We start from the raw sequence: 22230 nt of genomic DNA, 5'->3' as shown, positions 1-22230 counted from the left end.
AACGGAACTGCCCATGAGCTCTTTCTTCAAGTTCAAGAAGTTGATCTTCTTGTCGGCTGCGCTGCTGGCCGCCTCTGATCCGGCAATGGCCGAAGAGTCCAACCCGATTGGCGACTGGTGGATTATCTACGGCAACGGCGTGCCCCAGAAAAACATCATGTACGTCGCCGATGCCACCTCGGTCGTGCCTTCGCAGAAAACCAAAGGCGCAACCATGGTCGCGGTGACTCTGGTGTATGAAGAGCCGGGCAAACCGATGATCGACGTCTACAACCTCGAAGCCCAATGCTCTACGGGCAAGGTGCGTTTTATCAATGGCCAGTCCATCGAGCGTCTTGCCTACACCATGCGTCATCTGAAAGTTGCCAATCAATGGCAGACCCCAAAGGAGTTCTGGGTCCAGCAGGCGCTTAAGTTTGCCTGTGCGCCGGGCAGTCGCGCGAAAAACGACATGGCCGCCGTGGGCAAGATGGAATACCTGCAGATGATCGAGATGCTGCAGCAGATGTTCTTCAAGCTCGCGCCGATTCAGCAAAAGAGCCAGATGATGGACAACATCGACAGCCTGCTCGAACTGAAGAAATAAGCCGGGGCATCCAATGACTTACACACGTTTGTGGCTGGCAACCCTGGTGGCAGGATTGCTCTTGAGCGGTTGTGGCACTATCGCGCAGAGCCGCTGGGAAGGCCGCGATCTCCAGGAAGCACTGGACCTGTTCGGCACGCCTGATTCGATGAAAAAAGAAATCGGCCCAAATGGCGAACCCTTGGCCGTGCTGACCTGGTACAAGTCCGCGAGCTGGACCACCACCGAAGCGGCTGGCACTTCGATGACCCATACCGGCAACGGCATGGTCTACACCGAGCATTATCAGCAAGTTGGGCACAGTTCCGATTGCAAATTGCAGGCGAAGATCGATCAACAGAAGAAGATTGCACAGTTCCTGATCGAGGACGGGCGAATCCTGCATGGCAAGTGCCTGGGCGTCCGGTTTGTCCCCGGTTACATTCCGCCCGGCTTCTAAGGGCAGAGCGCTCAGGGCGCAGCGGGCAGGAGGAACCGCGCAATCACCGGCAAGTGGTCGGAGATGCGCAAGGTATCGTCCTGCCGCACCTGTGCTTGCAGGCGTTTGAGCTTCGGGCTGTAGAACAGATAATCGACCGTGCGATCCGGGCCGTTGAGCCCGGGGTCGTTGGGGTAATGGGTCAGCCATTTGGCCCGGTCGATGCCGCCGGCCTCGTTGTTGGTCGGGATTATCGGGTACTTGTCCCACAGCAGATGCAGTTCGCTGTCGGCAGAGTAGGGCGTGCGTCGCTCGGCGGGCAGGCGTCGGTACTGGCCCAGCGGCAGCAGATTGAAATCGCCACCGATCAGCCAGGGCAGGCCCTGGCTTTCATACTTGTCGAGCACTTTGGCCACGGCAGCGACTTGCGCCTGCACGTTGCCGTCTGCCTGGCTGGCCCGCTGCAAGTGTGTGTTGAATACGGTCAGTTGTCCGCCATCGCTGAGCGGCAGTTTGACTGCCAGCAAAGCATCTTTGGGCTGGAACTGGCGGCTGATGAAGTTGCTCGGGGCCACGGGCAGTTGCAGGCGTTCGGCGTGTTCGATGCGATAGCGACTCAACGTCGCCAACTGGCGGCCGACGCTGCCGTAGATATGGGGCTCGGGGACGAAATCGGCTTTCCAGTCGAAGGCGCTGGTGCTGCACGGGTACAGATCGGCGACACGTTCCTGCAACAGTTTGAGCTGGTTCTGGTAATCGCTGGCCTTGGCGCCGTCGTCGAGCTCCTGCAACAGCACCACATCGGGTTGTTCGTCGCGGATCACCCGCGCCACTTCGTCGAGGCTGAAGGCCATGTCTTCGGCGGTCGGCGCTTCGTCGTCGCCCTGAGCCAGGTCATTCCAGAATACGTAGCGCTTGCCGGCGAGGAACTGCACGTTCCAGGTCATGACTTTCAGTGCTTGCCCGGGCACCAGCGTCGGCGCCGTGGTGCTGCAACGGACCGGCAGGGTTTCGCGGGCATCGGGGCGCCAGGTCAGGCTGAACAGCAGTACGCCGAACAGGACGACGGCAAGGATGACGAGAAGCAGGGTGTAGCGCAGCAGACGGGTCATGGCTCGGCTTATAGCGTTACAGGAAGTGGCCCCGAGCATACCTGACGGCAGCCGCGAAGCCCAAGCACGGCGCGGTCAGACCGCTCCGTTACGTTTGTCAGGCAATTCGCTGATCAGCATGAACAGGCGGAACAGCACCACACTGGTGAACAGTTGCAGAAAGCTGTGAGCGCTGTCGATCAGCCCGGCAATCAGCGGATTCTGCGGTTCGGGGTACACCGCCAGCGTCGCGCCCTTGAGCAACCACAACGGAGTCATCACGCAGAGAATGCACAGCAGGATGCGCCAGAAGTGCCCGCGCGTCAGGCGCAGGCTTTCCTTCATCGCCTGCAACGGCCCGAGCCCGCGCAGCACCAACAGGTATTCAGCGAAGGCGAGCATGACCATCAGCATCAGGCCCGGGAGGAAGTACAGCGACAGGCCCAGCAGAATCAGCAAGGTATTGAGCGCGGTCAGCACGGCGAAGCGTGGCCACAGGGTTGCGGCCATCGCCAGCAGGTCGCGGTTGCGCGGCGACTCGCCACGGCTGCGCGCATCGAGAAACAGGATCAGCGCGGCGGTGTACAGCGGATACACCAGCAGGCCGACGATGATGCTGACTCCGGCGAAGGTGTCCGGCCCGGTGGCGTGATCGACCGCCTGCTGCAAGAAAGCTTCGACAATCACCAGCGGCAGGCACAACTGCACGATGCTGCCCAGATGGCGTTTGAAAAAATACAAAGAGTCGCGCAGTACTTCGAGGGCATTCATCAGTCGGTATCGCAGGTCGAAAACAGTGGCTCACTTTAACCGATGCAACGCGGGGCGACACAAACGTAAACATTCGGTAAAGGTCATTGAAACGTTTTGTCACTGTCTCCATTACAGGAGAGCACCGCGCCCAGAGTGGGTGCGGGCACGTTATTACCGGCAATCTACGAGGTCGCCATGAACAGCGAAGAGCAAACCCTGATCGATGGACTGTTTTCCCGGCTGCAACAGGCCGAGACGGAGGCAGCCCCGCGCGACGCCCAGGCCGAGGCGCGGATCAAGGAACACCTGACGCGCCAACCGGCGGCAGGTTATTTCATGACCCAGGCGATTCTGGTGCAAGAGGCCGCGCTGAAAAGCCTCGATGAGCAGAACAAGCAACTGACCCAGCAAGTCCAGCGCCTGCAGGCCGAGCTGCAATCGGCCAAGGCCCAGAGTGGCGCACCGGCAGCGAGCGGTAGCGGTGGCTTCCTGTCGAGCATTTTTGGTGGCGGCAATTCACGTCCGGCGCCGAGCCAGAGCGCAGCGCCGTCGTCCTCCGGCGGCTGGCGTGAACCGGCACAGCAGCAGAGCTACCAGGCACCGGCGCCACAACAGAGCTTCGGCGCCGCGCCGCCCAACTATGCGCAGCAGGCAGCCCCGGCGGCGGGCAACAGCTTCCTCGGCGGCGCGCTGAAAACCGCCGCTGGCGTGGCCGGCGGTGTGATGCTGGCGCAGGGCATCAGCAGCCTGTTCCACCACAATCAGCAACCGGAAGAAATCGTCGAGGTCATCAAGGAAGAACCGGCGCAGGTCGCCGACCAGAGCAACAACGGCTGGGGCGATGATCAGCGCGTGGTGGACAACGGCTTCTCGGGCAATGACCAGGGCGGTTTCAGCGACGCCGATTACAGCAGCGACAATTCGTCATTCTTCGATGACGACGACTCTTTCGTCTGACATAGCCTTTCAAGGCTGACATCGACCCATGTGGCGAGGGGATTTATCCCCGTTGGGCTGCGCAGCAGCCCCGCTTTTCCTGATTGAAGCGAGGACTGCTCCGCAGCCCAGCGGGGCGGTGCGACGTTTCGCTAAATCCCCTCGCCACAACACCGTTTGTCAGGGACACCTCGGCGCCAGCCGGTGATTATTCGCTGAATCTTTCTCTTGGCTGGCATACTGAGCGCCTTTTTCAGGCCTGATCGCCTGACCCCGCTTCGTGCGCTTGCGCGCCCACAGGAACTCCGGTGAAAAAAATCGCAGTGTTCGCCGATGTGCAGAACCTCTACTACACCGTGCGTCAGGCCTATGGTTGCCACTTCAACTACGCCGCATTGTGGGCGGACATCAGCAAGAACGGGCAGATCGTCGAGGCCTACGCCTACGCGATCGACCGTGGCGACAGCAAGCAGCAGCAGTTTCAGCAGATCCTGCGCAACCTCGGCTTCACCGTGAAGCTCAAGCCCTACATCCAGCGCAGCGACGGCTCGGCCAAGGGTGACTGGGATGTCGGCATTACCCTGGACATCATGGATGCCGCCGACCACGTCGACGAAGTGGTGCTGGCTTCCGGTGACGGCGATTTCGACATGCTGCTCGAGCGCATCATCAACAAGCACGGTGTGCAAGCGGTGGCCTACGGCGTCCCTGGCCTGACCGCCAACTCGCTGATCCGCGCCGCCAGCCGCTACGTGCCGATCGAAGGCGCACTGTTGCTCAAGAGCTGAGCTGAACAATAGATTTGAACGGAGTACACCCCGGTTTGGAACGCATTGCAGTCATCGACTTTGAAACCACCGGCCTGTCGCCGAACAGCAGCTGCCGCGCCACGGAAATCGCCGTGGTCATGCTGGAAAACGGCCGCATCGTCGAGCGTTACCAGAGCCTGATGAACGCCGGCGTGCGCGTCCCCGCGTTCATCGAGCAACTGACCGGCATCAGCAACGCCATGCTGCGCACCGCGCCGCCGGCCGAGCGGGTGATGGAAGAGGTCAACGAATTCGTCGGCTGCACGCCGTTGCTGGCGCACAACGCCTCGTTCGACCAGAAGTTCTGGGATTTCGAACTGGGGCGGATCAAACGCACACGCTTGCAGAACTTCGCCTGTTCGCTTTTGCTGGCGCGGCGCCTGATGCCGGCGGCGCCGAATCACAAGCTCGGCACGCTCACCACGTTCGCGCAGTTGCCGCATACGGGCCAGGCTCACCGGGCCATGGCCGACGCCGAGATGGCGGCCAATCTGATGGCGCATTTGGCGCAAGAGTTGCGCGGCAAGCACGGGGTGCGCGAGTTGAATCACGACCTGCTGTGCAAATTGCAGAAAGTCCCCGCAGCGAAAGTTGGCGAGCATTTGCAGCGTTATCGCTGATCCCTAGCCCACTGCAGAGTGTTGTACACACCACCTTAACCATTATGGGATAAGACGATGTGTACTTTGGAACATCAAATGTCCTCTAGGAGCTGCCGAAGGCTGCGGGTTCGGCTTTAAGCCAGACTGTTGAATTGCTGGCTATTGATCTTGCTTACCGGCATGAAGCCTGTCGTTTTCTTGAAGTTCATAGCGTGTACAAAGTTCTTCATCGAGTCTGATGGATCGATGCTTTGCATGTTGAGCTTGGACAGTGTCTCGCGAGAAATAGCGACGCTGAGGATGGGCTGATCCTCTAAGTGGCCGGTCGCGGAGTTGAGGAGTAAGTCAACGGCCGTAACGATGACGAGGTGTTCGGGAAGAATATTTAGCAGTTCTTGACCCACACGCAGAACGCAGCTGGATACGTAGTCCTGTAACAGCTCATTAAATTTACTGATCGGCATTTTTTTCACCGACAGTTTTCCACTCTGTAGTAGCGACTTGATGTCTTGAGGGATCACTTTGGTCCCGTGTACCGAGAGTGTGCATTCGAGAATGCCGTTATCTGCGACCGAGAAATTAATTGACGTGCCCAAGTGGGAAATATCCGTGAACGGGTTCACGCGCAGAACTGCATCAATTTTCGATTGGCCATTGCCCGCGAGAATTCCTAGCGCGAGTTCGTGATCTATTTTCCAATCCTGATACTCGTTTTCCCACTCCGCTATTTCTTGAGCCAACTGCTGCGTGTCTTTGGCAACCGCTGCTTGAATAGCGTATTCCAGTTTTTTACGCTGTCTGGCCTCAAGTTTCAAAGTGCGCGTAATGAAGCCAGGTTTATAGCTGGCCTGTTTCGCCCTCGCTTGGTTTTCATGAGCATTTAGTGCGGCTGGTTTTATCGGTGGAGGTTGATTTGCGAACTCACTCCAGTCGATCCTTTCGCCGCAGTCTTTATGCACAGACAGCAACAAATCTATGTGATTTTCGTAGACCTCAACTTCGTAGGCGGCCTGCTCAAGGACCTCCATTTTTTCGAATTCTTTCTGACGCACCTCCAATTCCCTTTGTCGCCGTTTTGAGTTGCGCTCTGCTCTTCTCGCTGATGCCTGCATTGAGCGTAGGGTTCCCTTCCAAGTCATTTTTGAACTCCTTTCATGTCCATCGGTTTATTTGAGAACGGTCAATTCTCGGCATGTTCAGGACATTAGCTGCTGCGCTGGGTGGCGTCCATCGAACAAAAGTCTCCCGTAATCAGTTTGTTTAATTACGTGTATGGCTCGGCGAAGCATCCTACTGAAGTTTAGGGGGAATCCGTCTTGAGCCTAGATAACCCTGCCGTTAACCTCTGTGCGTCGCTGCAAATTCAGCGATCGGGACTGCAAGCCCGCCGATAGTTTGTTAGGAGACCACTGGCAAACCTATAATCGCGTCGCTTCAATTGGCGACTATCGATTTATGGTAGCTGTGTGCGGGAGACCTTCTGGTCTGCCGAGGTCTCCTACTCGGTCTTGCAGACCCGCGCACAGCTGCCACCCATCATCTGCAAGTGATGCGGGCAGCTCCGATGTTTTAAGGAGATTTGTCATGGTCAAGGTTGTCCCCACGCACTCAGAAAATTTCGATTCAGCATTCTCTCGTGAGCCGCTCATACAGCCCCAATTATTCATCCGTCATCACATTCAACTGCGGGCCACTCTGCAGCATGCGGAGGCTTGGTTCTGTGCCCGAGACATCGGTCGTCTCATGGGGCTGGAAATCAATGCACGGCAAGTGCTCAAGCTGGATGAGGATCAGAGGCAGATGATGCATCTGTCTGGGCATGAAGGTGTTGACAACGCTTTGATGCTGAGTGAGTCCGGCGTCTATTCGATGCTGATCTACCACTACTCCCCTGAGAACCGACACCTTCGCCAATGGCTTACGCATCAGGTCGTGCCCTTGCTTCGGCAGGACGCCAAGTCGGTTGCAGACCCGCATTTGCGTTTACTCGCGTGTGCCGGAGAAACGGTGAGGCTCCTGCATTGGCGCAATGAGCCTTGGATCCGTATGCGGGATATGCCGTATTTGCTGACCGAGGAGGGCCTCAGTTACGGTTGAATATTCGGCTGGTCGCTATGGCGGTGTGTCAGTCAGCTTTGTATTGATTGATGCACCGCCTTCGCGAGCAGGCTCGCTCCCACATTAATCTTTTCGGTGTGCCTGATTATTTACCGTTGCCTTCGATGTGTCCCAACGGCACACGCTTTTCGACTGCGCTTGAAAGCACAATCGACGTCTTGCTGAACCCGAACTGCGCCACCCGATCGATCAACTCTTCCAGCTTCGGCATCGAGGCCACCGCCGCTTGCATGATCACGCACGGGTCGCCGGTGACCCGATGGCATTCGGTGATCTGCGGGATTTTGATCAGTTCATCGTAGGCCTTCTGGTTGCCGTGCTGGTTCAGGCGCAGTTCGATCACGCACTGGATCGGCAGGCCGATTTTCGCCATATCGATTTTTGCTTGATAACCGGTGATCACTCCGGCCGCTTCTAGTTTGGCCACGCGTTCGGCGACGGCGGGGGCTGAGAGGTTAATCTTGCGCGCCAGATCAGCGTAAGACGCGCGGCCGTTTTCCAGAAGTGCGCCGAGCAGCATGCGGTCGTATTTGTCCAAGGCGAACTCCTGAAATGGCCAGACTTTCGAAATCGCGGCTTAACTCGGCGATCTCCGTGTTTTCCAAAGTGTACCGGCGCTAAAAACAGGTTTTGTAACTTATTTTTGCTCGTGCGCCTTTCTAGAATAATCCATCCACCGAGCCTGACTGTCGAGCTGCCCATGCCTGCCTTGCGCCGTTTTTCCCTGCCGTTGATCGCTGCGTTTTTTGCGTTGTACGTGATTTGGGGATCGACCTATCTGGTGATTCGCATTGGCGTCGAATACTGGCCGCCGCTGTTGCTGGCCGGGGTGCGCTTTGTCATTGCCGGCAGCTTGATGTATGCCTGGCTGCGCTGGCGCGGGGCTGCGGCGCCGACCTGGGCGCAGTGGAAAGCGGCGGGGCTGGTCGGCATTCTGCTGCTCAGTTTTGGTAATGGCGCGGTCAGCGTGGCAGAGCACACCGGGGTGGCTTCAGGTGTTGCTGCGCTGGCGGTGGCGACGGTGCCACTGTTCACCTTGTTGTTCGGCTACTTCTGGGGCGCGCGCAATACGCGGCTGGAGTGGGCCGGTGTGGCGTTGGGGATTATTGGCATCGCCATGCTCAACATGGGGTCCAACCTGCAATCGAGCCCGCTCGGCGCGATGTTGCTGATCTTCGCGGCGGCGAGCTGGGCGTTCGGTTCGGTATGGAGCAAGCATCTGCCGCTGCCAGCAGGGGCGATGGCCAGTGCGGTGGAAATGCTCGTCGGCGGCGTGGTCTTGCTGATCGGCAGTGCGCTGAGTGGCGAGCACCTGCAAGCCATGCCGCCGCTCGAAGGGTGGCTGGCGCTGGCCTATCTGATCTTCTTTGGCTCGATCATCGCCTTCAATTCCTACATGTATCTGCTCAAACACGTGCGCCCAGCGGCGGCGACCAGTTATGCCTACGTCAACCCGGCGGTGGCGGTGTTGCTCGGTGTGGTGTTTGTCGGCGAGACCATCGGCATCGAAGAAGCGCTGGCGATGCTGGTGATCATCAGCGCTGTGCTGCTGATCAGCCTGCCGCAGTGGCGTCGACCGCCGCAGCTTCCGGTCGAAGAGGCGAAAGCCGTTCCGACGGAAGCGCGTACGAATTAGGGTAAACTGCGCGGCATTGCATCCCCGCGTCATTTTTTCCTACGGTACTCCCATGACTTTCGCCTCCCTTGGCCTGATCGAACCCTTGCTGCGCTCCCTCGAGACGCTCGGCTACCAGACCCCGACGCCGGTGCAGGCGCAAGCCATTCCGGCGGTGCTGGCCGGTCGCGACCTGATGGCAGCGGCCCAGACCGGCACCGGTAAAACTGCCGGTTTCGCTTTGCCGCTGTTGCAGTTGCTGACCATGGAAGGGCCGAAAGTCACCGCCAATTCGGCGCGTGCGCTGATTCTGGTGCCGACCCGCGAGCTGGCCGAGCAGGTCCACGAAGCCGTGCGCCAGTACGCGGAAAACCTGCCGCTGCGTACTTACGCGGTGTATGGCGGTGTCAGCATCAACCCGCAGATGATGAAGCTGCGCGGCGGCGTCGATGTGCTGGTCGCCACACCCGGCCGTTTGATCGACCTGTTCCGCCAGAACGCGCTGAAACTCGATCAACTGCAAACGCTGGTGCTGGATGAAGCCGATCGTATGCTCGACCTGGGCTTCTCCGAAGAACTGGCGAACATTTACCGCATGCTGCCGAAAAAACGCCAGACCCTGCTGTTTTCCGCGACCTTCTCCGATGACATCCGCCTGCTTGCCGGGCAGATGCTCAATGATCCTTTGAGCGTCGAAGTCAGCCCGCGCAACGTCGCTGCCAACACGGTCAAGCAGTGGATCGTCACCGTAGACAAGAAGCGCAAGGCCGAACTGTTCGTGCACCTGATGCGCAAGAACAAGTGGAAGCAGGTGCTGGTGTTCGCCAAGACCCGCAACGGCGTCGATGCGCTGGTGGAAAAACTTCAGGGCCTCGGTGTGAATGCTGACGGCATCCATGGCGACAAACCGCAGGCTACGCGCCAGCGCGCGCTGGACCGGTTCAAGCTCAGCGAAGTGCAGATTCTGGTGGCGACCGACGTTGCCGCCCGTGGTCTGGACATCGAAGACCTGCCGCTGGTGGTCAACTTCGATCTGCCGATCGTGGCCGAGGATTACATTCACCGCATCGGCCGGACTGGCCGCGCGGGTGCCACTGGTGAGGCGATCTCGCTGGTGTGTGCCGATGAAGTGAACATGCTCTCGGCCATCGAAATGCTGACGCGGCAGAACCTGAAGCGCCAGAACGAACCGGATTTCGAGCCCGAGCACCGCGTGCCGGACACCGATGCCAGCGGTCAGGTGATCAAGAAGCCGAAGAAGCCGAAGAAGCCGAAAGCGTCGGGCGGTGGCGGTGGTAAACGCAATCTGGGCAAGTGGGTCGACAGCGGCGAGACCTCGGCACCGGAGCCATCGATCAAGCCGGTGCGCAAAGTGCCGGTGTTCAATACCGGACCGCGCAAGCGCAAGCCGTGATTTGATGAAGCGTTTGTAAGGACGTCTTCGCGAGCAGGCTCGCTCCCACATTGGGAATGCGTTTCCCTGTAGGAGCTGCGGAACGCTGCGATCTTTTGATGTTGATTTTTGAAGATCAAAAGATCGCAGCCTCGTTTCACTCGTCAGCTCCTACAGGGGTTTGTGCTTAAGCCACTGCACGATTCCCAGCCCAGCCGCCCGCCCACTGGCAAAACACCCGGTCAGCAAATAGCCTCCGGTCGGCGCTTCCCAGTCGAGCATCTCGCCCGCACAAAACACCCCCGGCAGCGCCTTGAGCATCAAGCGCTCATCCATCGCTTCGAACCTTACGCCACCGGCACTGCTGATCGCTTCATCCAGCGGACGGGTTTTCACCAGAGTCAGCGGCAACGCTTTGATCGCTCGGGCCAACAGCGCCGGATCGGCGAATGTTTCGGCATCGGTCAGCTCGCGCAACAACGCTGCTTTAACCCCATCAATCCCCACCTGACTGTGCAGATGCTTGGCCATTGAGCGCGAGCCGCGTGGTTTGCTCAGCGCCGCCTGTAATTTATCCACAGGCCGGCCCGGCAGCAGGTCGATGTGGATAACCGCTGCGCCATAGCGATTGATTTCCTCACGAATCGGCGCCGACAGCGCATAGATCAGGCTGCCTTCAATGCCGGTCGCGGTGATCACGCATTCGCCCAAGCGCGGGATGTCGTCGTTCAAACCGATGGCAATGTTTTTCAGCGGCGCGCCGGCGAATTTGCTCACCATCAGCTCGCTCCAGGCCTGCACCTCGAAGCCGCAATTGCTTGGCTGCAACGGTGCCAGATCCACGCCGCGCTGCTCCAGCGGCAACATCCACGCGCCATCCGAGCCCAGGCGCGCCCAACTGCCGCCGCCGAGGGCGAGCAGGGTGGCGTCGGGGTTTACGCTGATTTCGCCTTGCGGGCTGGCGATGCGCAGTGCACCGCTTGCGTCCCAGCCGAGCCAGCGATGGCGGGTGTGGATAACTACGCCGCTGTCGCGCAGGCGCTTGAGCCAGGCGCGCAACAGTGGCGCGGCTTTCATGTCGGTGGGGAACACGCGGCCGGAGCTGCCGATGAAGGTTTCGATGCCCAGATCGTGAATCCACTGGCACAAGGCATCGGCATCGAATGCGCGCAGCAGCGGGGCGATCTGCGGTGCGCGTTCAGCGTAGCGGGAGAGGAATGCCGGGTAGGCTTCGGAGTGGGTGATGTTCATGCCGCCGACTCCGGCCAGCAGGAACTTGCGCCCGACCGAGGGCATGCCGTCGTACACGTCGACGCGGATTCCGGCCTGGCTCAGCACTTCGGCGGCCATCAGGCCGGCGGGGCCACCGCCGATGATAGCGACGTGGGTGTTTGCGGGGGCGGAGTTCTGGGTCATGGGCGTGCGCTGCGGTGTGGCGGGACAAGGCGCGCATTCTAACAGCGCTGAACCCCTGTAGGAGCGAGCCTGCTCGCGAACGCGGTCTGTCAGTCAATTAGAAGTTGCGGGTGCTAAAGCTTTCGCGAGCAGGCTCGCTCCCACCGGGGCTGCGGTGTATTTCGAGGCTGGTTAAAAAACAAACAGTGCGCTGGGCGCCTTGCCCAGCATGGCCTGCAGTCCCTTTCACTCAGGTTATCCACAGCCAGTTCCACAGCGATTGTGGGTAACGCAGCACGTTTCAATGACAGCCGTGTGAATCCCAGACCCGTTGCGCGCTGTGATGGAGGATGCCGTGGCGGCGGGCGAGGGCGTGGCGATCCTTGCTGTAGCCGCCGCCGATCACCCCGACCACCGGGATGTCGCGGCCCAGGCAGTGGCGCATCACCCGTTCATCACGCTCGGCTACGCCCTCGTCGGTCAGTTGCAGATAACCGAGGGCATCGTCCTTGTGCACATCAACGCCAGCGTCGTAGAGCACCAGATCCGGTTGATACAGCGGCAACAGGTAATTGAGCGTGTCATCGACCACCTGCAGATAGTCGGCATCGCCCATACCTTTGGGCAGCGGAATGTCCCAGTCACTTTCTGCCTTGCGTGCGGGAAAATTCTTCTCGCAGTGCAGGGAAACGGTAATCGCCTCCGGCGTGTCGTGGAGAATCCGCGCGGTGCCGTCGCCCTGATGCACGTCGCAATCGAAGATCAGTACGCGATTGACCCGGCCGCTCTGCAACAGGTACTGGCTGATGATCGCCAGGTCATTGAAGATGCAGAAGCCGGCAGGGTAATCGTAGTGAGCGTGATGGGTGCCGCCGGCCAGATGACAGGCCAGACCATGCTCAAGGGCTTGCTCTGCCGCGAGGATCGAACCGCCCACTGCACGCACGGTGCGTCGCGCCAGCGCTTCGTTCCACGGCAGGCCGAGGCGCCGTTGGTCTTCGCGGGACAACTCGCCGCTCATGTAGCGTTCGATATAGCTGCGGTCATGGGCGAGGGCGAGGATGTCGTTGGGGCAGATCTGCGGGCGCAGCAGGTCGGCGTCGCGGGTCAGGCCGCTGTCGACCAGGTGATCGCGCAACAGACGAAACTTGTCCATGGGGAAGCGGTGCTCCGCAGGAAACTCGGGGCTGTAGTCTTCGTGATAGATCAACGGCAAAGGCATGGCTTGTTTCGCGCAGAACCTGGGAAAGAATGAACGATCCTACCAGCGATGTAGACTCAACGGCATGGAAATGGAGGGGACGATGGAGCCGATACTGGAGCTGCAAAGCGCGCGGTTATTGATGCGTCAATGGCAGGACGAGGATTTGCCGGCATTCGCCGCGATGTGCGCCGATCCGCAGGTGATGCGCTACTTTCCGGCACCGTTGACCCGGCTCGAAAGTGCCGCATTGATCGGCCGCGTGCGCGGACATTTTGCCGAGCACGGCTTTGGCCTGTGGGCGCTGGAGCGCAAGGACACGGGCGAGTTCATCGGTTTTACCGGGTTGGGCGTGGTCGGCTTCGATGCGCCGTTCACCCCGGCGGTGGAGATCGGCTGGCGTCTGGCCAAGGAACACTGGGGCCTGGGTTACGCCAGCGAAGCGGCGTGGACCGCACTGCGCGCCGGTTTCGACCAGTTGAAACTGGAGGAAATCGTCTCGTTTACCGCCGGGCAGAACGCGCAGTCGGAGAAGGTCATGCAGGCGATCGGCATGCATCACGATCCGCAGGATGATTTCGATCACCCCAAGCTTGCGCTCGATCACCCGTTGCGCCGCCATGTTCTGTATCGCATCAGCCGCGAACAATGGCTGCAAACCTTGCATGAATAAGCCGACACGGACGTTTACAATGGCCGCCATCGTATTTGGCCCGTGCCAGAACCTGAATCGTCCGCCGCAGCCAAGACTGCGCGGCCATTGCTTTGTGTGAGGAGAGTCTGAATGAGCCAAGTGCTGGAAGATCTGGTCGATCTGCTGACCCTGGAACCGATCGAAGAAAACCTGTTCCGTGGCCGCAGCCAGGATCTGGGGTTCCGCCAGTTGTTCGGCGGTCAGGTGCTCGGCCAGTCGCTGTCGGCGGCCAGTCAGACGGTGGAAGAGGCGCGTCATGTGCACTCGCTGCACGGTTATTTCCTGCGCCCGGGCGATGCCAAGTTGCCGGTGGTCTATTCGGTTGATCGCGTGCGTGATGGCGGCAGCTTCAGCACTCGCCGCGTGACGGCGATCCAGAAGGGCCACCCGATCTTCACGTGCAGCGCTTCGTTTCAGTACGACGAACAAGGTTTCGAGCATCAGGGCCAGATGCCCGTGGTGGTCGGCCCGGAAAACCTGCCCTCGGAGCTGGAACTGATCCAGCAGCGTGCGCACCTGATTCCGGAGCACATGCGTGAAAAACTGCTGTGTCCGAAACCGATCGAAGTACGCCCGGTCACCGAAAAGGATCCGTACAACCCGCAACCGGCCGATCCGATCAAATATGTGTGGTTCCGCGCCGACGGCGCCTTGGCCGACATCCCGGCGCTGCACAAATACCTGCTGGCGTATGCCTCGGACTTCGGCCTGCTGACCACTTCGATGCTGCCCCACGGCAAGTCGGTCTGGCAGAAGGACATGCAGGTCGCCAGCCTTGATCACGCGCTGTGGTTCCACAATGATCTGCGCGCCGATGACTGGTTGCTCTACGCGATGGACAGCCCGTGGGCCGGCAACTCCCGTGGTTTTTCCCGTGGCAGCGTGTTCAACCGTGCCGGGCAACTGGTCGCTTCGGTGACTCAGGAAGGTCTGATCCGCCATCGCAAGGACTGGGCATGAGCCTGACCGAGGTTCGTCATTGGGTGTTCGACATGGACGGCACGCTGACTGTCGCCGTGCATGATTTCGCGGCGATTCGGGTGGCACTGGCGATTCCGCCGGAGGATGACATCCTCACCCACCTCGCTGCATTGCCAGCGGATGAAGCAGCGGCCAAGCATGCCTGGTTGCTCGAGCATGAACGCGATCTGGCGCTGGGCTCGACCCCGGCCACCGGCGCGGTGGAGCTGGTGCGCGACCTGCATGCGCGCGGTTATCGCCTCGGCATTCTCACGCGCAATGCGCGGGAGCTGGCGCACGTGACGCTGGAGGCGATCGGCCTGGCCGACTGCTTCGCGGTCGAGGATGTGCTGGGTCGCGACGAAGCACCGCCGAAGCCGCATCCGGGCGGTTTGCTGAAACTGGCCGAGGCCTGGCAAGTGCCGGCCAGTGACATGGTGATGGTCGGCGATTACCGCTTTGATCTGGATTGCGGTCGAGCAGCGGGGGCGCGGACGGTGTTGGTGAACCTGCCGGATAACCCGTGGCCGGAGTTGACCGATTGGCATGCGAAGGATTGTGTCGAGTTGCGGCGGATGCTGCAGGCCTGAGATCGTTGTTGTCTGATCGGACGCCTTCGCGAGCAGGCTCGCTCCCACAGGGGAATGCATTCCGAGTGTGGCATTTATTCCAAATGTGGGAGCGAGCCTGCTCGCGAAGGGGCCGGTGGATTCATTAGAAAACTCACTGATCAAACAAAGCCTTCTGCCCCTCCGCCGACGTCAGCATGCCATCCCCGTCATGCCCGACCCCAGGCACCTCCACCAGCCGCTGATTGACCCCCTCAGGATGGCGGCGCAGCAAATAGCCGAAATACAGCTTCCCGCGCATCAAGCGGTAAGCCCCTTGCGCCTCGGCCGCGCAGCTCTTGTCCAGCGCCGGATGTTCCGGGTCGACGTCCTGCTGCCCGAGCAGATAAATCACCTCGCGTTTGACGTAAGCGCTCTCGACCTGCAACGGCGTTTGCCCGCCGGCATACACCGGCATGTCCGACAGGCCGTACTTCCAGCGATTGAAGCCCGGGCATTGTGCGTGGTCGAACGCCACTGGCCGCTGCTCGTTGAAGTACGCATAAGAAGAAGGATTGGCCACTACATAGCGCAAGCGAATGCCGTTGGCCTTGAGCGCTGGCTGATCCTTGGCCAGCAGGGCGTAACGCTGCACCACCTGACCCCCACCGGAGTGGCCGAAGATCACGATCTGCTTCACGTCCGGAAACTGTTTGCGATCGCTGACCCGCGCGACGATTTCATCCAGCGCCGCGTAGGAGCTCAGCGGATTTGGCCCGCTGGACAAGCCGCCGCCCATCCACTCGTTGCCCTGCCAGCGCAGCACCGTCGGCGGCAAGGAATACAGGGTGACGTCGCTTTCATTGAGAAACTGCGGAGCGATCACCAGCGTGTGCGCGGTCTGCCCGGCGAGTTCGGCGGCGCTTTCCGCGCTTTTGCGGTAGGTCTCGGCGTTGCGCAGGCGACCGTGAATGACGACCAGCACCCGCTCGATCTTCTCAGGTGCCGGGCCGATGCCCACTGCCATTTCCCCGGCCTTGAGTTGCAGGCGACCGGGGCTGATCGCGTCGACGCCGGCCGCTTGCGCGGTGCCGGCGATGAACAGTAACGCCACAAGCCATTTATGCATTTACAGGGTTTTCGCCGCGAAGGTGTCGCACTGGCTTACCTGGCCTTGCGCGAATCCGGTTTTGAACCAGCGCACCCTTTGCGCTGACGTACCGTGGGTAAACGAGTCCGGGACCACACGGCCCTGGCCCTGTTGCTGCAAGCGATCATCGCCGATGGCGTTGGCGGCGTTCAAGGCTTCTTCGATGTCGCCGGGCTCCAGCCAGTTCAGGCGTTTTTGCGCGTTGTATGCCCAGACGCCGGCGAGACAGTCGGCCTGCAATTCCTGACGAACCAGCAAGCCGCCGTCGCCTTCCATTTGCCGGCCTTGCTGACGCGCCGTCTGCATCTTCGCTGAGACGCCCAGCAGCGTCTGCACATGGTGGCCGACTTCGTGCGCAATCACGTAAGCCTGAGCGAAATCGCCGGCGGCTTTGAAGCGCTGCGACATTTCCTGAAAGAACGCCATGTCCAGATAGACCTTCTGGTCTGCCGGGCAATAGAACGGGCCGGTGGCAGAAGTGGCCATGCCGCACGCGGAGTTCACTCGATTGCTGAACAGCACCAGTGTCGGGTCTTTGTATTGGCGTCCGGCCTGCTGGAAGATCGGACCCCAGGTGTCTTCGGTGTCGCCGAGGATCGAGCGGACGAATTCAGCCTGTTCATCATTGGCCGGCGGTGCCTGACGGGTTTGCGAGGTGGGCGCCGGTTGTTCCATCTGGCCGGTCAACTGGCCGAGGATCTGCAGCGGGTCCTGGCCGGTGAGCCAGCCGATGCCGACGATCAGCACGATGGCCGTCAGGCTCAGGCCCTTGCCGCCACCGAAGCGCATGCCGCCGCCACCGCCGGCATCATCACCCCGGGCGTCGACGACGTTGTCACTGCGTCGGCCTTTTTTCCATAGCATGTGGGAATCCTCTTTTATTGCCGGTGATGAATCTGCTGGTGATGAGTGTTGCCGCTGTGTGAGTGTGGCGCCAGTCCGGTCGTCCGTCCATGCACACGCGCCCACATGGTGCGGGCCTGGTATTGACGGTCGAGCGGGCCGTGAATTCAATCCCGAGTGGAATTTCTTCCGTTGAATTCATGAACCCGCTGTTTCGACGGCAGTCTGTGATGTTGCACACTGGCCGGACGCCGAAGTGGCGGGAATCTTGCCTCAAGGTTTTGCCTGGCGGCGGTTTCCCGGCGAAGAAGAGTGCAACCTGTGCGGTTGCTGAAAGCTCAGCCGACTATGATTGCCACAACGATTGCCGCCAGCGCGCACGCTCGCCCGGATTTTTTTTCAGAGATTGCCAATGACCGTCAGCACCCCGCTCTCCGGTGTCAACCAGCCCTTCAAGGGGATTCTGCTGATTGTCGTGGCGACGTTCCTGTTTTCCAGCCACGACGCCTTGTCGAAATACCTCTCCGGTTTTTATCCGATCGTGATGGTGGTGTGGGCGCGCTATGTGGTGCACACCTTGTTGATGGCGGGGATTTTCCTGCCGCAGTCCGGTTTGCGCGTGCTGCGCACCAAGAAACCGTTATGGCAGCTCGCCCGTGCCCTGTGTCTGCTCGGCACCAGCCTGTTTTTCACCACGGCGCTGCTGTACATCCCGCTGGCGGAAGCCACCGCGGTCAACTTTCTCGCACCGGTATTGGTGACGGCGTTATCGGTGCCGCTGCTCAAGGAACGGGTGACGCGCGGACAGTGGATCGCGGTGATCTGCGGCTTCATCGGCGTGCTGATCATCGTCCACCCGGGCGGCGAACTGTTCACCCCGGCAATCCTGCTGCCGTTCTGCTCGGCGCTGTTCTTCTGCTTCTACCAGCTGCTGACGCGCAAACTTGCCGAAGTGGACAGCCCGACCACCAGCAACTTCTTCGCCGGGCTGTGCAATACCCTGGTGATGAGCGCGCTGGTGCCGTTCTTCTGGCAGGTGCCGACGTTGCCTCATGCCGCGCTGATGCTGGCGCTGGGCAGTTGCGGGATGACGGCGCATCTGTTCCTGACTCAGGCCTTCCGTCACGCAGCACCAGCCTTGCTGGCGCCGTTCGGCTATTGCCAGATCGTCTTTGCCGGGTTGTTGGGCTGGCTGCTGTTCAATCACACACCGAGCGGGTTGACGGTGATCGGTATTGCGGTGATCTGTTGCAGCGGATTGGCGGCGGCGTGGCAGCAGAGCCGGCGCTGAAGAGCGGAATCCCGGTACAACTTGTGGGAGCGAGCCTGCTCGCGAAAGCGGTGTGTCAGTCACCCTGTTCAGTGGCTGACTTGACGCCTTCGCGAGCAGGCTCGCTCCCACAATGGGATGTATGCAGGCAGGTTATTCGGTAATGGTCGGAATCTTGCGCGGTGCCATGAAGTACATCCACGTCAGTGCGAGGAAGTACATTGCAGGGATCAGCGTGAACAGCACCGTGTAGTTGTTGTTGGTAACGGTGAGGATGTGGCCGACGATCTGGGTCATGAACATCCCGCCGATCGCCGCGCACATGCCGCCGAAGCCGAACACCGTGCTCATCATGTGCTTGGGCGTGTAGTCCATCACCAGGCTCCAGATGTTCGCAGTCCAGGCCTGATGCGCGCCGATCGCCAGCGAGATCGCCGCCACCGCCACCCACAGATTCGCCGAGCCGGCGGCCATGACCACGCCGATGATGCAGCAGGCAAACAGCAACATCGACAGCAGCCGCGCCTTGATCGAGTTCATCCCGCGACCGATCAGGAACGAGGACAGAATCCCGCCGCCGACACTGCCGAAGTCAGCCGTGACGTAGATGATGATCAGCGGAATACCCATCTGCGTCACGTTGATGCCGAGGTTGTATTGCTGATTGAGAAACGGCGGCAGCCAGTACAGATAGAACCAGAACACCGGCGCGGTCAGCGAGTAGGCGAGGGCGAAGGCCCAAGTGCCGCGCATGCGCAGGATCTTGCTGAACGGCACGCGGGCCTGTTCCGGTTCGACTTGCTGCTGGATGTAATCGAGCTCCGACTGTTTCACCGTCGGATGGTCTTCCGGATTGAAATACTTCAAGCCCCAGAACAGCAGCCAGATGCCGCCGAGTGCCGCCATGCACAGGAACGCCGCTTGCCAGCCCCACACATGCAGGACCAGTGGCAGCAGCATCGGCGTGAACATCGCGCCGACGTTGGTGCCGGCGTTGAAGATGCCGGTAGCGACAGCGCGTTCACCGGCCGGGAACCACAGGCGCGTGGTTTTCACACAGGCCGGGTAGTTGGCCGCTTCCGTCAGGCCGAGGATGAAGCGGCAGACCATGAAGCCGACTGCCGAGGTCGCCAGGCCATGGGCGCCAGTGGCCAGGCTCCAGAGCAGTACGGCGCAGAAGAACACGCGCTTGACGCCGACCCGGTCGATCAGGCGTCCCTGCAGGACAAACCCGATCGCGTAGCCGACCTGAAACCAGAAGTTGATGTTGGCGTAGTCCATCGCCGTCCAGCTCATTTCCTTGGCGAGGATCGGCTGCATGACGCCGAGGGCGGCGCGGTCGATGTAGTTGAGGGTGGTGGCGAAAAACACCAGCGCCAGCATGCCCCAACGGGTCTTGCCGACAGCCATGGCGCCGCGGATCTTGTCGCCTATGCCACCCGTGGCAGTGCTCATGGCCGGAGCCATGCGGGAAGTCTGTGAAGGAATCATGTGTTCCACCCGTTTTTGGATTTGTTATTTGGTGTTCTTTTCTGTCGAACACCTTGCCCGGTGGTTAGTGGCCGGACTCGATGTGCAACCGATGTTGGGCAGTGAACAAAAAATCGTCAATTCGCCAAATCGCCTTAGTGTTCGATAATCGCACGCAAAACTAACCGGGTAGTACACTTTAAATTGCTGCGCGCAGGGATGCAGCCAATAATTTCCCTCACTATAAAAACCCATTCCCCGGTAGGAGCTGCCGAAGGCTGCGATCTTTTGATTTTGCTGTTTTGGTAATCAAGATCAAACGATCGCAGCCTTCGGCAGCTCCTACAGTAAAGATAAAGCGGCGCAGTCCGGGAGTTGAAACATGCAGCGTTCCATTGCCACCGTTTCCTTGAGCGGCACCCTGCCGGAAAAACTCGAAGCCATTGCCGCCGCCGGGTTCGACGGCGTGGAGATTTTCGAAAACGACCTCCTGTACTACGACGGCAGTCCCCGGGAAATTAAACAGATGTGCGCCGATCTGGGGATCGCCATCACCCTGTTTCAGCCGTTCCGTGACTTCGAAGGTTGCCGCCGCGATCGCCTGGCGCGCAACCTTGAGCGTGCCGAGCGCAAGTTCGATCTGATGCAGGAACTTGGCACCGACCTGGTGCTGGTCTGCAGCAACGCCTCGCCGGACAGTGTCGGCGATCAACAAATCCTCGTCGATGATTTGCGCCTGTTGGCCGAACGCGCCGGCGCCCGTGGCTTGCGCATCGGTTACGAAGCGCTGGCGTGGGGCCGTCACGTCAATACTTATCAACAGGTCTGGGACATCGTCCGTCAGGCTGATCACTCCAACCTCGGCGTGCTGCTCGACAGCTTCCATACCCTGTCGCTGAAGGGCGATCCCAGCGCGATCGCCGACATTCCCGGCGACAAGATCTTCTTCGTGCAAATGGCCGACGCGCCGATCCTGGCCATGGATGTGCTGGAGTGGAGTCGGCATTTCCGCTGTTTCCCGGGGCAGGGCGAATTCGATCTGCCGGGTTTCCTCGCGCCGATCATCAAGAGTGGTTATACCGGGCCGCTGTCGCTGGAAATCTTTAACGACGGCTTTCGCGCCGCGCCCCCGCGAGCCAACGCCGCCGATGGTTTGCGTTCGCTGCTGTATCTGGAAGAGAAGACCCGTCAGCGTCTTGAGCAGGAAGCGGCGCCGGTGGCCAACCGTGAGATTCTTTTCGAAACGCCGCCGGCCAGCGAATACAACGGCGTGGAATTTCTCGAATTTGCCGTCGACGAAGCGCTGGGCGCGAAGCTCAGTCACTGGCTGCAACGCCTCGGTTTCGCCAAGGCCGGGCAGCATCGCTCCAAGAGTGTCAGCCTGCTGCGTCAGGGCGATATCAACCTGATCCTCAACTCCGAGCCGTATTCCTTCGCCCACAGCTTTTTCGAAGCCCACGGCCCGTCGCTGTGCGCCACGGCGGTGCGGGTCAAGGACAGCGCCAGTGCGCTGGCCCGCGCGGTCGCTTACAAGGGGCAGCCCTATCGCGGCCTGGTCGGGCCGAATGAACTGGAGCTGGCGGCGGTGCGCGCACCGGACGGCAGCCTGATTTATCTGGTCGATGAGGACGCCGACGTGTACGGCACCGATTTCAATCTGTTGCCGGACGCGCAGACCGGCGGCGGCCTCAAGCGTATCGATCACATGGCCATGGCACTGCCGGCGGACAGCCTCGACAGTTGGGTGCTGTTTTACAAAAGCCTGCTGGATTTCGAAGCCGACGACGAAGTGGTGCTGCCCGATCCGTACGGTCTGGTGAAGAGCCGCGCACTGCGTAGCCGCGACAGCTCGATCCGGCTGCCGCTGAACATTTCCGAGAACCGCAACACTGCCATTTCGCATGCGCTGTCGAGTTATCGCGGCTCCGGCGTGCATCACATCGCCTTCGATTGTGACGACATCTTCGCCCAGGTCAGTCGCGCCAAAGAGGCCGGTGTGCCGCTGCTGGACATCCCGCTGAATTACTACGACGACCTCGCGGCGCGTTTCGATTTCGACGATGAGTTTCTCAGCGAGCTGGCCTATTACAACGTGCTCTACGACCGTGACGCCCAGGGCGGCGAGTTGTTTCACGTCTACACCGAGCCGTTCGAGGGGCGTTTCTTCTTCGAGATCATCCAGCGCAAGAATGGCTATGCCGGCTACGGCGCGGCCAACGTTGCGGTGCGGCTGGCGGCGATGGCCAAATCCCGCAGCGGTGCGGTGCGTCAGGCGAAGTTGTAGGGAATTCGTAAACGCGGGATTAAACACCGGCTGCGCGGCTTCCTTCACTGTCCCGCGCGGCCCATAATCGCCAGCTTGTGCAGTGATGGCCGTG

The 22230-nt window shown here is 60.4% G+C and carries 22 protein-coding genes; 13 read left to right on the top strand and 9 right to left on the bottom strand.

The window, feature by feature from the left end:
• Positions 1-13: 13 nt before the first annotated feature.
• Together ASG55_RS22805 and ASG55_RS22800 are read left to right on the top strand one after the other, a co-directional pair.
• Entirely contained in the window at positions 14-586 is a 573-nt protein-coding gene (locus ASG55_RS22805; protein WP_041477744.1) for a hypothetical protein, read from the top strand.
• Positions 587-599: 13 nt separating this feature from the next.
• Positions 600-1025 carry a hypothetical protein gene (locus ASG55_RS22800; RefSeq protein WP_052392144.1) on the top strand — a complete coding sequence of 142 codons (426 nt, stop codon included), beginning with the start codon at positions 600-602 and terminating at the stop codon, positions 1023-1025.
• 11 nt (positions 1026-1036) lie between these two features.
• Here the strand turns inward: ASG55_RS22800 and ASG55_RS22795 are convergent, their stop codons facing one another.
• Positions 1037-2116: an endonuclease/exonuclease/phosphatase family protein gene (locus ASG55_RS22795; protein ID WP_056790609.1), complete on the bottom strand. Its 1080-nt coding sequence runs from the start codon at positions 2114-2116 to the stop codon at positions 1037-1039.
• Between the two features lie 75 nt (positions 2117-2191).
• Positions 2192-2866, bottom strand: a complete 675-nt coding sequence (locus tag ASG55_RS22790) for a YciC family protein (protein ID WP_016773061.1) — start codon at positions 2864-2866, stop codon at positions 2192-2194.
• Positions 2867-3043: 177 nt separating this feature from the next.
• On the opposite strand from ASG55_RS22790, the gene ASG55_RS22785 reads away from it, so the two are divergent.
• From ASG55_RS22785 to ASG55_RS22775, 3 genes are all read left to right on the top strand, one after another.
• On the top strand, positions 3044-3805 hold the full coding sequence (locus tag ASG55_RS22785; RefSeq protein WP_056790607.1) for a DUF2076 domain-containing protein: 762 nt from the start codon (positions 3044-3046) through the stop codon (positions 3803-3805).
• Positions 3806-4092: 287 nt separating this feature from the next.
• Entirely contained in the window at positions 4093-4572 is a 480-nt protein-coding gene (locus ASG55_RS22780; RefSeq protein ID WP_056790604.1) for a LabA-like NYN domain-containing protein, read from the top strand.
• A gap of 35 nt (positions 4573-4607) precedes the next feature.
• Positions 4608-5213: a 3'-5' exonuclease gene (locus ASG55_RS22775; RefSeq protein ID WP_024014425.1), complete on the top strand. Its 606-nt coding sequence runs from the start codon at positions 4608-4610 to the stop codon at positions 5211-5213.
• Positions 5214-5329: 116 nt separating this feature from the next.
• On the opposite strand, the gene ASG55_RS22770 is transcribed toward ASG55_RS22775, so the two are convergent.
• Positions 5330-6334, bottom strand: a complete 1005-nt coding sequence (locus ASG55_RS22770; protein ID WP_056790596.1) for a hypothetical protein — start codon at positions 6332-6334, stop codon at positions 5330-5332.
• Positions 6335-6779: 445 nt separating this feature from the next.
• Between ASG55_RS22770 and ASG55_RS22765 the strand changes: the two genes are divergently transcribed.
• Positions 6780-7292 (top strand): BRO-N domain-containing protein, encoded by a 513-nt coding sequence (locus ASG55_RS22765; protein WP_056790594.1) that lies wholly within the window; start codon positions 6780-6782, stop codon positions 7290-7292.
• Positions 7293-7398: 106 nt separating this feature from the next.
• Here the strand turns inward: ASG55_RS22765 and ASG55_RS22760 are convergent, their stop codons facing one another.
• Positions 7399-7851, bottom strand: coding sequence for an Lrp/AsnC family transcriptional regulator (locus tag ASG55_RS22760; RefSeq protein WP_056790591.1), 453 nt, complete (start codon positions 7849-7851; stop codon positions 7399-7401).
• Positions 7852-8013: 162 nt separating this feature from the next.
• Here ASG55_RS22760 and yedA point away from each other — a divergent pair, with 162 nt between their 5' ends.
• Positions 8014-8949, top strand: a complete 936-nt coding sequence (gene yedA, locus ASG55_RS22755; RefSeq protein WP_056790588.1) for a drug/metabolite exporter YedA — start codon at positions 8014-8016, stop codon at positions 8947-8949.
• A gap of 52 nt (positions 8950-9001) precedes the next feature.
• Positions 9002-10342, top strand: coding sequence for a DEAD/DEAH box helicase (locus ASG55_RS22750; RefSeq protein WP_041477749.1), 1341 nt, complete (start codon positions 9002-9004; stop codon positions 10340-10342).
• Between the two features lie 150 nt (positions 10343-10492).
• Here ASG55_RS22750 and ASG55_RS22745 read toward each other — a convergent pair whose 3' ends face one another.
• Positions 10493-11737 (bottom strand): TIGR03862 family flavoprotein, encoded by a 1245-nt coding sequence (locus tag ASG55_RS22745; protein WP_056790586.1) that lies wholly within the window; start codon positions 11735-11737, stop codon positions 10493-10495.
• 280 nt (positions 11738-12017) lie between these two features.
• Positions 12018-12938, bottom strand: a complete 921-nt coding sequence (locus ASG55_RS22740) for a histone deacetylase family protein (RefSeq protein WP_056790583.1) — start codon at positions 12936-12938, stop codon at positions 12018-12020.
• 82 nt (positions 12939-13020) lie between these two features.
• On the opposite strand from ASG55_RS22740, the gene ASG55_RS22735 reads away from it, so the two are divergent.
• The 3 genes from ASG55_RS22735 (at position 13021) to ASG55_RS22725 (ending at position 15161) form a co-directional block, all read left to right on the top strand.
• Positions 13021-13590: a GNAT family N-acetyltransferase gene (locus ASG55_RS22735; RefSeq protein WP_024014420.1), complete on the top strand. Its 570-nt coding sequence runs from the start codon at positions 13021-13023 to the stop codon at positions 13588-13590.
• 111 nt (positions 13591-13701) lie between these two features.
• The gene (gene tesB / locus ASG55_RS22730) at positions 13702-14571 is read left to right on the top strand and encodes an acyl-CoA thioesterase II (RefSeq protein WP_056790579.1); all 870 of its coding nucleotides are present in this window, start codon (positions 13702-13704) and stop codon (positions 14569-14571) included.
• Positions 14568-15161 carry an HAD family hydrolase gene (locus ASG55_RS22725; RefSeq protein WP_056790576.1) on the top strand — a complete coding sequence of 198 codons (594 nt, stop codon included), beginning with the start codon at positions 14568-14570 and terminating at the stop codon, positions 15159-15161. The genes tesB and ASG55_RS22725 overlap by 4 nt, the downstream gene beginning before the upstream one ends.
• 133 nt (positions 15162-15294) lie before the next feature.
• On the opposite strand, the gene ASG55_RS22720 is transcribed toward ASG55_RS22725, so the two are convergent.
• A complete protein-coding gene (locus tag ASG55_RS22720) occupies positions 15295-16248 on the bottom strand; it encodes an alpha/beta hydrolase family protein (protein WP_056790572.1) in 954 nt (317 codons plus the stop codon).
• Entirely contained in the window at positions 16249-17133 is an 885-nt protein-coding gene (gene ypfJ / locus ASG55_RS22715; RefSeq protein WP_056790569.1) for a KPN_02809 family neutral zinc metallopeptidase, read from the bottom strand.
• Between the two features lie 391 nt (positions 17134-17524).
• On the opposite strand from ypfJ, the gene ASG55_RS22710 reads away from it, so the two are divergent.
• Complete coding sequence (locus tag ASG55_RS22710) at positions 17525-18403, top strand: DMT family transporter (RefSeq protein WP_041477756.1); 879 nt, start codon at positions 17525-17527, stop codon at positions 18401-18403.
• 132 nt (positions 18404-18535) lie between these two features.
• Here the strand turns inward: ASG55_RS22710 and ASG55_RS22705 are convergent, their stop codons facing one another.
• Positions 18536-19873 carry an MFS transporter gene (locus tag ASG55_RS22705; protein ID WP_056790566.1) on the bottom strand — a complete coding sequence of 446 codons (1338 nt, stop codon included), beginning with the start codon at positions 19871-19873 and terminating at the stop codon, positions 18536-18538.
• A 361-nt stretch (positions 19874-20234) separates the two neighbouring features.
• Between ASG55_RS22705 and quiC the strand changes: the two genes are divergently transcribed.
• Entirely contained in the window at positions 20235-22136 is a 1902-nt protein-coding gene (quiC, locus tag ASG55_RS22700; RefSeq protein WP_056790562.1) for a 3-dehydroshikimate dehydratase QuiC, read from the top strand.
• Positions 22137-22230 lie beyond the last annotated feature (94 nt).

This window comes from Pseudomonas sp. Leaf434 (genome assembly GCF_001425545.1).
GTDB classification, from domain to species: domain Bacteria; phylum Pseudomonadota; class Gammaproteobacteria; order Pseudomonadales; family Pseudomonadaceae; genus Aquipseudomonas; species Aquipseudomonas siliginis.
Note: the sequence above shows the minus strand (reverse complement) of the source record. Positions and strands in the feature narration are given on the sequence as shown.

Coding starts and splice junctions, on each gene's coding strand:
- ASG55_RS22750 (WP_041477749.1), top strand. CDS start 9,002: ATGACTTTCGCCTCCCTTGGCCTGATCGAACCCTTGCTGCGCTCCCTC.
- ASG55_RS22770 (WP_056790596.1), bottom strand. CDS start 6,334: ATGACTTGGAAGGGAACCCTACGCTCAATGCAGGCATCAGCGAGAAGA.
- ASG55_RS22765 (WP_056790594.1), top strand. CDS start 6,780: ATGGTCAAGGTTGTCCCCACGCACTCAGAAAATTTCGATTCAGCATTC.
- ASG55_RS22745 (WP_056790586.1), bottom strand. CDS start 11,737: ATGACCCAGAACTCCGCCCCCGCAAACACCCACGTCGCTATCATCGGC.
- quiC (WP_056790562.1), top strand. CDS start 20,235: ATGCAGCGTTCCATTGCCACCGTTTCCTTGAGCGGCACCCTGCCGGAA.
- ASG55_RS22785 (WP_056790607.1), top strand. CDS start 3,044: ATGAACAGCGAAGAGCAAACCCTGATCGATGGACTGTTTTCCCGGCTG.
- ASG55_RS22720 (WP_056790572.1), bottom strand. CDS start 16,248: ATGCATAAATGGCTTGTGGCGTTACTGTTCATCGCCGGCACCGCGCAA.
- ASG55_RS22805 (WP_041477744.1), top strand. CDS start 14: ATGAGCTCTTTCTTCAAGTTCAAGAAGTTGATCTTCTTGTCGGCTGCG.
- ASG55_RS22795 (WP_056790609.1), bottom strand. CDS start 2,116: ATGACCCGTCTGCTGCGCTACACCCTGCTTCTCGTCATCCTTGCCGTC.
- ypfJ (WP_056790569.1), bottom strand. CDS start 17,133: ATGCTATGGAAAAAAGGCCGACGCAGTGACAACGTCGTCGACGCCCGG.
- ASG55_RS22740 (WP_056790583.1), bottom strand. CDS start 12,938: ATGCCTTTGCCGTTGATCTATCACGAAGACTACAGCCCCGAGTTTCCT.
- ASG55_RS22710 (WP_041477756.1), top strand. CDS start 17,525: ATGACCGTCAGCACCCCGCTCTCCGGTGTCAACCAGCCCTTCAAGGGG.
- ASG55_RS22705 (WP_056790566.1), bottom strand. CDS start 19,873: ATGATTCCTTCACAGACTTCCCGCATGGCTCCGGCCATGAGCACTGCC.
- ASG55_RS22790 (WP_016773061.1), bottom strand. CDS start 2,866: ATGAATGCCCTCGAAGTACTGCGCGACTCTTTGTATTTTTTCAAACGC.
- yedA (WP_056790588.1), top strand. CDS start 8,014: ATGCCTGCCTTGCGCCGTTTTTCCCTGCCGTTGATCGCTGCGTTTTTT.
- ASG55_RS22735 (WP_024014420.1), top strand. CDS start 13,021: ATGGAGCCGATACTGGAGCTGCAAAGCGCGCGGTTATTGATGCGTCAA.
- ASG55_RS22800 (WP_052392144.1), top strand. CDS start 600: ATGACTTACACACGTTTGTGGCTGGCAACCCTGGTGGCAGGATTGCTC.
- ASG55_RS22725 (WP_056790576.1), top strand. CDS start 14,568: ATGAGCCTGACCGAGGTTCGTCATTGGGTGTTCGACATGGACGGCACG.
- tesB (WP_056790579.1), top strand. CDS start 13,702: ATGAGCCAAGTGCTGGAAGATCTGGTCGATCTGCTGACCCTGGAACCG.